The organism is Streptomyces sp. NPDC005774, assembly GCF_042871645.1.
Lineage (GTDB): Bacteria > Actinomycetota > Actinomycetes > Streptomycetales > Streptomycetaceae > Streptomyces > Streptomyces pratens.
In genome coordinates this window covers 21,775-32,242 of record NZ_JBIAIV010000069.1, presented here as the reverse complement: position 1 = coordinate 32,242, position 10,468 = coordinate 21,775, and the positions used below count along the sequence as shown (strand labels likewise).

6 protein-coding genes are annotated in these 10,468 nt (G+C 68.5%); 3 read left to right on the top strand and 3 right to left on the bottom strand.

The window, feature by feature from the left end; genetic code table 11:
• A partial coding sequence (locus tag ACFYQA_RS35670) for a ThuA domain-containing protein (RefSeq protein WP_388927067.1) occupies positions 1–1,497 on the bottom strand: 1,497 nt, incomplete at its 3' end.
• A gap of 17 nt (positions 1,498–1,514) precedes the next feature.
• Positions 1,515–4,361: a PQQ-dependent sugar dehydrogenase gene (locus tag ACFYQA_RS35665; RefSeq protein WP_388927064.1), complete on the bottom strand. Its 2,847-nt coding sequence runs from the start codon at positions 4,359–4,361 to the stop codon at positions 1,515–1,517.
• A gap of 1,169 nt (positions 4,362–5,530) precedes the next feature.
• Here ACFYQA_RS35665 and ACFYQA_RS35660 point away from each other — a divergent pair.
• Together ACFYQA_RS35660 and ACFYQA_RS35655 are read left to right on the top strand one after the other, a co-directional pair.
• On the top strand, positions 5,531–6,079 hold the full coding sequence (locus ACFYQA_RS35660; RefSeq protein WP_388927061.1) for a TetR/AcrR family transcriptional regulator: 549 nt from the start codon (positions 5,531–5,533) through the stop codon (positions 6,077–6,079).
• A gap of 26 nt (positions 6,080–6,105) precedes the next feature.
• Entirely contained in the window at positions 6,106–8,274 is a 2,169-nt protein-coding gene (locus ACFYQA_RS35655; protein WP_388927058.1) for an MMPL family transporter, read from the top strand.
• Positions 8,275–8,488: 214 nt separating this feature from the next.
• On the opposite strand, the gene ACFYQA_RS35650 is transcribed toward ACFYQA_RS35655, so the two are convergent.
• A complete protein-coding gene (locus ACFYQA_RS35650) occupies positions 8,489–8,749 on the bottom strand; it encodes a UBP-type zinc finger domain-containing protein (protein ID WP_388927056.1) in 261 nt (86 codons plus the stop codon).
• Positions 8,750–8,809: 60 nt separating this feature from the next.
• On the opposite strand from ACFYQA_RS35650, the gene ACFYQA_RS35645 reads away from it, so the two are divergent.
• A complete protein-coding gene (locus tag ACFYQA_RS35645; protein ID WP_388927053.1) occupies positions 8,810–10,402 on the top strand; it encodes a Na+/H+ antiporter in 1,593 nt (530 codons plus the stop codon).
• Positions 10,403–10,468: the final 66 nt, after the last annotated feature.

Sequence of the window (10,468 nt, the reverse complement as noted above, 5' to 3'; positions counted from 1 at the left end):
GTTACAGGTCCACAGCTGGACCTTCGTGCCGTCCGCACTGCCGCCACCGTCCACATCCAGGCACTTACCGTTGACTCCCTTGACCGAACCCGACCGGGGGCCCGGCTGCGTGTCGCCCGATGTCTTGATCCGGACGTTGCGGAACGCGACGTCGTCGCCGTCGCCGTGGTTCTGGATGCCGATGTGGCCCTGCTGGAGGCTGCGCGCGGGGTCGGTATTGGTGAAATCGTTGATCTTGCGCCCGTTGAGGAAGATCTCCAGTCGCTCTCCGGTGACACGGAGCTCGTAGGTGTTCCACTCGCCGGGCGGGTTCAGTGCGGCGTCCCGTGCGGTGTTGTCGGCGGACTTGAACCCGTACACGGCGCCCGTGGTGCGGTCGGCCGCATCGGTCGCGTCGATCTGAATTTCGTAGCCGTTGTTCACCGCAGACCAGGGGTCGTCGGAGGCGGGGAAGCCGATGAAGACGCCCGAGTTGTCATCGCCGGCGGCTTTCCAGTCGAGCTTGAGGGAGTAGTCGCCGGTGAACTCCTTGGCGGAGTACCAGAGCATCCCGAGCCCGCCGTACGAGGTGAGAGTGCTGTCGGCGAGGGTGAACCCTCCGGGACCGGCCTGTTTCCAGCCGGTCGTGGCGGAGCCGTCGAACAGGGGCGTGTAGCCGGTCTCGGGGCGGCAGTCCGCCTCGGTCATGCCGGCCGCCCAGCGGATGCCGCCGAGGAGATGCCGGCGGAACGCGGGGTCGGCGTAGGACTCGTCGGTGTGGCCGCCGCCGGTGTAGAAGGCCCGGCCGCCCTGGTAGTCCTTGCACCAGGCGATCGGGTGGTCGCCGGACATGTTCCCGCCCGAGTAGCTGGACTCGTCGAGGGAGGCCAGCACATGGGCGGTGGTACGGGGGTTGGTGCGGTAGTTGTACCACTCGTCGGTGCGCTGCCAGGTCGTGCCGAGATGGGCGGTGGCGTCGTGGGCGCGGTCCTCGACCTCGACGGTGGCGGACTGGATGGCCGGGTGGGAGTGGAAGAGGGCGCCGGCCAGCCCCTCGTAGAAGGGCCAGTCGTACTCGGTGTCGGCCGCCGCGTGGATGCCGACGTACCCGCCACCCTCCTTGATGTACTGCTCGAAGGTGGCCTGTTGTGCGTCGCCGAGCACGTCGCCGGTCGTGGAGAGGAAGACGACCGCCTCGTACTGGGCGAGATTTCCGGTGGTGAAGACCTGGGGGTCTTCGGACGCGTCCACGGTGAAGTTGTTGGCCGTACCAAGGGCCCGCAGTGCCGCGATGCCGTCGTCGATGGAGGAGTGCCGGAAGCCGGCGGTCCTGGAGAAGACCAGGATCTCGTAGGCGGGATCGACAGCCAGACCGGGCGCGGGGCGTGGGGCCGCCTCCTCCTTTGAGGACACGCTGGTCGGCTGGTCACCGACACCGGGCACGGCCATGGCCTGTGGTGTCATACAGAGCGCAATGCCTGCGAACAGGCCGAGAGCCGCCTTGAGTCGAGTGCGCATATACGGTCGCCTCCTTCCTACGGAAGAGTCCATTTCTGGTTGGATCCGGTGTGGCAGGTCCACAGGTGGACGGGGGTGCCGTCGTTCCAGGTGCCGCCGGATGCGTCGAGGCATTTGGCGGACTGGGAGTTGCGGACGGTGCCGTCGGGCTGGGGTGCCCATCTCTGCGCGCCGGTTCCGTTGCAGGTCCAGAGTTGAACCTTGGTGCCATCGGCGCTCGCACCGCCGGAGACGTCGAGGCATCTACCCAGGGCCCGGAAGGTACCGTCGCCGGCCAGGGTCCACGTCTGGGCGCCGGTTCCGTTACAGGTCCACAGCTGGACCTTCGTGCCGTCCGCACTGCCGCCACCGTCCACATCCAGGCACTTACCGTTGACTCCCTTGACCGAACCCGACCAAGTTCCGCTGCCGGAGGTGGTGAAGGAGTACTCGTCGACATCGAACAGCGAGCCGGTGCCACCCTTGAAGACCAGGAACAGCGTCGTGGAACCGGCGGGCTGATGGGACAGGTCAGTGGTCACGTCCTGGAAGACCTCCCAGCCGCCGGTCACCGGCACGGTCGCCGTGCCGAGCACGGCGCCGGTCGGGGACCCGGCGCGTACCTCGATGGTGCCGCCCGCGCCTGCGGAGGAGACCCGGGCGGTGAACTTGGTGGCGTTGTCGAGGGCGTACGGGGCGAAGGAGATCCAGTCGCCGTTGTCGATGTGGCCGACGGTCTTGCCGCCATGGGCAGGGCTGTGGTTGACGACCTGGACACCGGCGGAGTCGCCGTAGTGCTCGGCCTGCCGGTGGGTGGGCTGGATGATGTGCTGGTCGTGTGTGGTCAGCGCGGGCTGGCCGTTCGCGCCCTTGTCGGTGTACTCGGCGTCGATGACGCCGAAGATGTTGGCGTTGGGGTCATGTTCGCCGTCGGCCAGGGTCTGCAGCGTGCCGGTGCAGCCGGTGGCCGAAGTCTGCGGGTGGCCGTGGCTGTCGTGCCCGACGATGAACGAGACCTTCACCTTGGAGCAGTCGACGGTGCCGTCCTCAGGGTCGGTCACCGTCACTGCGAACGGGATCGCGGCGCCGAAGTCGTAGATGCGTCCGTCCGCAGGTAGGTCGATCCTCACTGTGGGGGCGGTGTTCCCGACGGTGATCTGCACGGACGCCGTAGCAGTCTTGCCGGTGGTGTCCGTGACCCTCAGTGTGGCCGTGTACTGACCGTTGGCCGAGTAGGCGTGGGAGGGGTTGGCGGCGGTGGAGGTCGCGCCGTCGCCGAAGGCCCAGGAGTAGCCGAGGGCGTCTCCGTCCGGGTCCGAGCTGCCGGCCGAGGAGAAGGAGACGGTCAGAGGTGCCTTGCCGGAGGTGACGTTCGCCTTGGCCTGCGCGATCGGGGCGCGGCCGCCGGTGACGTGTTCGATGCGGTACAGGGCGGAGTTTTCATCGCCGTTGAAGTAGCCGGTGCCGTAGTCGAGGACGTAAAGAGCGCCGTCCGGGCCGAAAGCCATGTCCATCACCTGGGTGCCGCTCCAGGGGAAGGGGTTGATGGACTGCACGGTGCCGTCGCCGGCCGCTTCGATGCGCTTGATCCAGCGGCGGCCGAACTCGCCGGCGAAGAAGTCGCCGTCGAACTCCTGCGGGAACTTGACCTCGGAGGTCGAGCCGGCGTCGTAGCGGTAGACGGGGCCGCCCATGGGGGACTCGGAGCCGCCGCCGAACTCCGGTACGGAGGTGCCGTTGTAGGGGATCCAGGCGGGTTGGGCAGGCGGCAGGTCGGTCAGGCCGGTATTGCGCGGCGAGGTGTTCTTGGGTGCCGAGCAGTCGAAGGTGGTGCCCGGAGTTCCGGTGGCGAAGTTGTAATCGGTGTAGGCGTCGTTCTTGCCGGTGCAGTATGGCCAGCCGTAGTTGCCCGCCTTGGTGATGCGGTTGAACTCGACCTGGCCCTCGGGCCCGCGATCGGGCTTCGCGGTCCCTGAGTCGGGACCATAGTCGCCGAGGTAGACGGTGCCTGTGGCCTTGTCGACGCTCATCCGGAACGGATTACGAAAGCCCATCGCGTAGATCTCGGGCCGGGTCTTGGCGGTACCGGGCGGGAAGAGGTTGCCACTGGGTATCGAGTACGTTCCGTCGGCGTTGACCTTGATGCGCAGGACTTTTCCGCGCAGGTCATCAGTGTTGCCGGAGGAACGCTGGGCGTCGTAGGCGGGGTTGCGGGTCGCACGCTCGTCGATCGGGGTGTAGCCGTCGGAGGCGAACGGGTTGGTGTCGTCGCCGGTCGACAGGTAGAGGTTGCCCGCCGCGTCGAAGTCGATGTCGCCGCCGACGTGACAGCAGATGCCGCGGGACGCCGGAACGTCGAGGATCTTTTTCTCGCTGGTTGGATCCAGGGTGCCGTCGGTCTTCAGGACGAACCGGGAGACCCGGTTGACACCGTCGAACGGCGTGAAGTCGGAGGCCGATCCGTCGGAGGGGGCGTCACCGCTCGAAGTGCTCAGCTTGGGGGCGTAGTACAGGTAGACGAAGCGGTTGGAGGCGAAGGCCGGGTCCACCGCGACGCCTTGCATGCCTTCCTCGTCATGGCTGTAGACGTCGAGTTTGCCCGCCACCTTCGTGTTTCCGGCTCCGTCCGTGAGCCGGACGGTGCCGTCGCGCGAGGTGTGCAGTACCGAACGGTCCGGCAGCACGGTCAGGGTCATGGGCTCGCCCGTTTCAGTCACCCCCTTGGCGAGCGTGACCTGCTGGAACTCCGCGACCGCTGCCCTGGGGCCGTCGGCCGGGTCCGGCGGTGCGGCAGCCGCTGTTCCCGGTATCAGGCAGCCGGTGGCACACACCACCGCCAGCACTAACGAGCGGACGAGTCTGGGTCTGAGCAGTTTTGTGCGCACGGACGTCTCCCGAGGTGTGGGGTAGACAACAGGACATGATCAGTCCTGTCGAGGGGAGCACCGGCGCGCGCCGTCGCGCCGTCGAGCCAGGCTTCAGGTGCATGAACAGTTCGATTCAAGGAAGTTAGCGGCCTTGGTTCCGGTGCGTAACCCCTTTCGCGAGAGATCTCTCGACTTTCTCCTTGATCGGGACAAAGCTCGCGGGGTATCGGATGTTGGATCTTGCCCATCGCCGCCCGTTGCCGTCCGGACGAAGTCGCTGGGCTGCTCGGACTGACCGGTGGCCTCGTGCGGGAGAAGTGCATCTCCCCGTGGACGAAGGACACCGCGCCCTCAATCACCAAAGGGTGCAGCTCAAGGTACTTGCCAGCCTCTGCAATTCGCCCTGGGACGAGTTCGCCCATGCGGATCCAGGCGAGCTCCTGCGAATTCAGCGCGGCCAGGCGGTCCAGCGTCGCCTGCCAGCCGGAGTCCGGCTGGCAGCATTACCGATCTGCTTTCCCAGGCGCCGAGGCAGTTCACCAGGGCCTGTCCGATGGGTCCGCGGGGTGTGTCTTGTCCAGCTCCCAAGCTGTGGCGCTACGGAGAACAAGCTCACGCACGAGGCAAGCGCCTTCATCAATTTCCGGGACTACAAGTTCCAGGATTCAAGAGCGCATGGCTTCAGGTACTACAGCCGGAGATCTTGAGGGTCGGTCGATTACCTTCCACCACGCGAAGTTCACGCCGAATTCGAAGGTCTGCGACTCACCGTCTGAATTAATCGGTCAGAGTCCTGTCCGAAAAACGCGAGGCCCCTCAGGTGTCGGTGCAGCGGGACCAGCGCACCGTACGGCGGGCCGACGGCCTCCCCCGGCGCCCATGTACGGCACAACGATCACGGCACCGTACAGCGCATTGCCGGCCGGGAGCGGGCGCAGCCGGATGACGGCGCGCATGAGGACGGCCTCGCGCCAGGCGTTGCCGACGGTGACGCCGGCCTGCGGGTGCTGACGCGGCGAGATGCCCCGCAGCGCCACACTCTCCGAGGACCGGCGCGTCCGTGCGCGAGGCGATGAAGTCGGCCGCGACCGCCCCGTGCGAGCCTCGGACAGGAAGAGTGATGCAAGCCACAACGACATGCTGTCCGATCGGTCAGTTCTGACCGATCGGACAGTTACGGTTGGGGCATGGCACGCTCCGTCTCCGCCATGCGCGGTCAGATCCTGGAGTCGGCACTGCGACTGTTCGCCGTGCACGGCTTCCGCGGCACCTCGTTGCAGGACATCGCCTCCGACGCGGGCTGCTCGAAGGCGTCACTCCTCTACCACTTCGCCGGCAAGGAAAAGATCCTCACCGAGCTGCTGACCCCGGCCCAGGACGCCCTCGCCACGCTGCTCGACCGCGTGGCCGGGCTGGAGGGCGGTCGGCTGGTGGAGGAGGCCGTCGTCGGATACGTCGACCTGACGCTGCGGTTCCGCCGCGAGATCCGGCTTCTCTTCGAGGACATCGCCGAGATGTCCTGCCACCAGGACCTCAATGTCATGGAGCTGGCGAACGGGCTGCTGGACGCGCTGGCCGGCCGTTCGCAGCAGGCACCGGCCCGGGTGGCGGCGTGGATGGTGCTGGGTGCCGTCTTCATCACCAGTGCCACCGATGACGAGGTGGCGCCGGATGAGGTGCTGCGCGCCGAAATGATTCGCAGTGCGCTGCGGACGCTTGACCACACCCCCAGTTGACCCCCTAACGGAAAGACCCCTCCTCCATGGCGACCTTGCTGTACCGGCTCGGGCGGTTCTCCTTCCGCAGAAGAGGCCGAATAGCCGCGGTCTGGCTGCTCCTGCTGACCCTGCTGGGTGTCGGAGCCGCCACCCTGATGGGCCCGACCAGCGACAAGTTCTCCATGCCGGGCACCGAGTCCCAGCAGGCACTGGACGACCTCGAACGGCAGTTCCCGCAGGCCGGCGGAGCCACCGGCACCATCGTCGTCGCCGCGCCCGAGGGCGAGAAGCTGGACCCCGCCGCGGTGGCACCCGTGGTGAAGGAAGCCTCCGGGATCGACGGCGTCACCGCCGTCATGGAGCCGTTCCAGACCGGCTCCGTCTCCCAGGACGGCCGCTACGCCCTGATCCAGGTGCAGTTCGACAAGGCCACCGACGAGGTCACCGACGAGCAGAAATCGGCCTACGAGGCCGTCGGCGCCGACGTCGAGGGCCTGCGGGTCGAGCACGGCGGCGAGGTCATGGGCGGTGAGGTGGAGATCGGCTCCACCGAGGCGCTCGGCGTCCTGGTCGCCGCGGTGGTCCTGGTCGTCACCTTCGGCTCGCTGGTCGCCGCCGGCATGACCCTGCTGAACGCGCTGATCGGCGTCGCGGTCGGCATGGCCGGCCTCTTCTCCCTGACCGGTGTCATCGAACTGACCTCCACCGCCCCCGTCCTGGCGCTGATGCTGGGCCTGGCCGTCGGCATCGACTACTCGCTCTTCATCACCTCCCGCTACCGCCAGTACCTCGCCGAGGGCCTCCAGCCCGAGGAGGCCGCCGGCCGGGCGACCGGCACCGCCGGCTCCGCCGTCGTCTTCGCCGGTGCCACCGTCGTCATCGCCCTGGCCGGCCTCTCCGTCGTCGGCATCCCCTTCCTGAGCGTGATGGGCCTGGCCGCGGCGGGCACCGTTGCCGTCGCCGTGCTGGTCGCCCTCACCCTGCTGCCGGCCTTCCTCTCCTTCGCCGGCAAGAAGATCCTGCCGCGCAAGCAGCGCCATCCGGGCGGGTACACCGCCCAGGACGGCATCGTCGCCGAGGGCTTCGGCTTCACCTGGGGCCGGCTCGTCACCAAGCTGCGCATCCCGCTCCTGGTCGTCGGCATCCTCGGGCTGGGCGCGCTCACCCTCCCGGCCCAGGACATGCGCATAGCCCTGCCGGACGCGGGCACCGCCGCCGAAGGCTCCCCCGCACGCGAGGCGTACGACCTGACGTCCGAGGGCTTCGGCGAGGGCTTCAACGGCCGTCTCATCGCCGTCGTCAACGGTGAGGACGCGCAGTCCACCGGAGCGGCCGCCGAGAAGGCCACCGCCCTCATCAAGGACACCGACGGCATCCTGACCGTGGCTCCGCCGCAGCTGAACGAGCAGGGCACCACCGCCCTGCTGGCCATCGTCCCCGAGGCCGGCCCGACCGCCGCCGTCACCGAGGACGCCGTCCACGACATCCGCGACCGGGTCGCGGACATCGAGGGCGCCGACATCGCCCTCACCGGCGCGACCGCCCTGGGCATCGACGTCTCGGAGAAGCTCGCCGACGCCCTGCCGGTATATCTGCTCCTGGTGGTGGGCCTGTCCATCCTGCTGCTCATGCTGGTCTTCCGGTCGGTCCTGGTGCCGCTGAAGGCAGCCCTGGGCTTCCTGCTCACCGTGGGCGCGACCTTCGGCATCACCGTCGCCATCTTCCAGGAGGGTCACCTCGCCGGCCTGGTGGGCGTCGACACCCCCGGCCCGCTGGTGAGCTTCCTGCCGATCCTGCTCATCGGCATCCTGTTCGGCCTCGCCATGGATTACGAGGTCTTCCTCGTCTCCCGCATGCGCGAGGACTTCGTCCACGGCGCCGACCCGCAGGCGGCCATGGTCAGCGGCATGGGCCACAACGCCCGCGTCGTCACGGCCGCCGCGCTCATCATGACGTCCGTGTTCGGAGGCTTCGTCCTGATGGACGACCCGATCATCAAATCCATCGGGTTCGCCCTCGCCGTCGGTGTGGTCATCGACGCCTTCGTCGTCCGCATGGCGCTGGTCCCGGCGGTGATGTCGCTGCTCGGCCGTGCCGCCTGGTGGCTGCCCAAGCCCGTCGACAAGGCTCTGCCCGACCTCGACATCGAGGGTGAGAAGCTGAACCGGCAGCTGGCCGCGGAGACGCGCGACGAGACCCCCGTCCCGGTCTGACCCGCACACCGGCCGTACCGGGCCGCACCCCGGAGGACGGGACCCGCACAGCGGTCCCGTCCTCCCCCGCTTTCCTCACCCTTTTGACCGCCTCGGGGGGATGGGCCCGGCCTCGTACCGCCGTGCACGCACGTCCTGGCTTTCCGGGATCTCCGGGGCCCCTCATACTCAGACGTCAGACGGTCGAACCGTCCGGCACCCGGGTCCCGTCCGGTCACACGAGTACGTGATCGACGAAGCACCAGCGCCAGTTCTCTCCAGGCTCATGGGTCCGCATCACGGGGTGGCCCGTTTTTCGGTGGTGCCCCGTCGCGTGCCGTCCCAGCGAGGAGTCGCAGCAGCCGACGTGACCGCAGCTGAGACACAGGCGCAACTGCACCGGATCCGTGCCGTCCCGCAGACACTCCGGACACGTTTCGGTGAGTGGGACGGGTTCCGGGAGCGGCAGCGCGCCGGCGTGCGTGCACTGTTTCATGATGGCCAGGTTACGACGGTTGCACGGATCACTGCGCGGAGATTCGGGGGTGGGCACGAGATGGACGTGATGCCGCTGTTGTTGCTGGTGGCGGGCAGTGCCGCGATCTCCGCCGCCGCCAGACGCACTCGGGTGCCGGCCCCGCTGCTGGTGGTCGCCGCCGGTCTCGCGGTCAGCTACGTCCCCGGCGTGCCCGTCTACACGCTCGACCCGCACGTCGTGCTTCCGCTCATCCTGCCCCCGCTGCTGTACACGGCTGCCACCGACAGCTCCTACCTCGGTCTGCGGGCGCAGCTGCGACCGGTCGCGCTGCTGTCGGTGGGGTACGTACTGTTCACGACCTTCGTCGTCGGCTGGGCCCTGTACCTGCTCGTGCCGGGCCTGTCGCTCACCGCGGCTCTGGTGTTCGGTGCCGTGGTGGCCCCGCCGGACGCGGTCGCGGCGACGGCGGTGGCGCGCCGGGTCGGACTGCCGTCCCGGATCACCACGATCCTCCAGGGCGAGTCCCTGCTGAACGACGCCACCGCGATCACCGCGTTCCGGGTGGCCGTGGCGGCGGCCGTCGGCGAGGGCGCGACCTGGGCCGGGGGGATCGGCGAGTTCCTGCTCGCGGCGTTCGGCGGCCTCGCGTTCGGTCTGGTGTTGATGGTTCCGCTGCACTGGCTGCGCACCCATGTGAAGGAGGCGCTGCTGCAGAACACGCTCTCCCTGCTGATCCCGTTCGTCGCCTACGCCGCCGCCGAGCAGGTGCACGCCTCCGGGGTCATCGCGGTCGTGGTCGTCGCGCTCTATCTGGGACACCGCGCGTGGGAGGTCGATTTCGCCACCCGGCTCCAGGAGGAGGCGGTGTGGAAGATGGTCGCGTTCATCCTGGAGGCCGCGGTGTTCGCGCTCATCGGACTGCAACTGCCGATCGTCCTCGGGGGGCTCGGGGAGTACGCGGGCGCCGAGGCCGCCTGGTACGCGCTGGCCGTCTTCGCGGTGGTCGTCGTCGCGCGGTTCGTGTGGGTGTACCCGGCGACCTTTCTGCCACTGCTGCTGTCGGCGCGGATCCGGGAACGCGAGGGGAGACCCGGCTGGAAGTCGCCGTTCGTCATCGCATGGGCCGGCATGCGCGGCGTGGTCTCGCTGGCCATCGCCTTCTCGATTCCGCTCACCGCCGGCGGCGCCGACTTCCCGCAGCGCAACCTGCTGCTCTTCCTGACCTTCACCACGGTCATCGGCACGCTGGTGGTGCAGGGTCTGACGCTGCCCCCGCTGATCCATCTGCTGAAGATCCCCGGGCGCGACATCCAGGCCGAGACCCTCGCGGAGGCCAACGCCCAGGCGCAGGCCTCGCGGGTCGCCGAGCAGCGGCTGGACGAGCTCCTGTCCGACGAGCGCAACGCTCTTCCGGCCCCGCTCGCCGACCGTCTGCGCACCGTCCTGGAGCGCCGCCGCAACGCCGTCTGGGAACGTCTGGGCCAGGCCAACCCGGTCACCGGGGAGTCCGTGGACGACACCTACCGGCGGCTGTCGGGGGAGATGATCAGTGCGGAGCGTGACGTGTTCGTCAGACTCCGCGACGCCCGCTACCTCGACGACGAGATGCTGCGTACCCTGCTGCGGCGGCTGGACCTGGAGGAGGCGGCGGCGTATCGGGAGACGGCATAGAACAGCCCCCGTACTCATGGGAAGGGGAACCCGGTGACGACGGCGGCGACCGTGCTTCCGCCATCC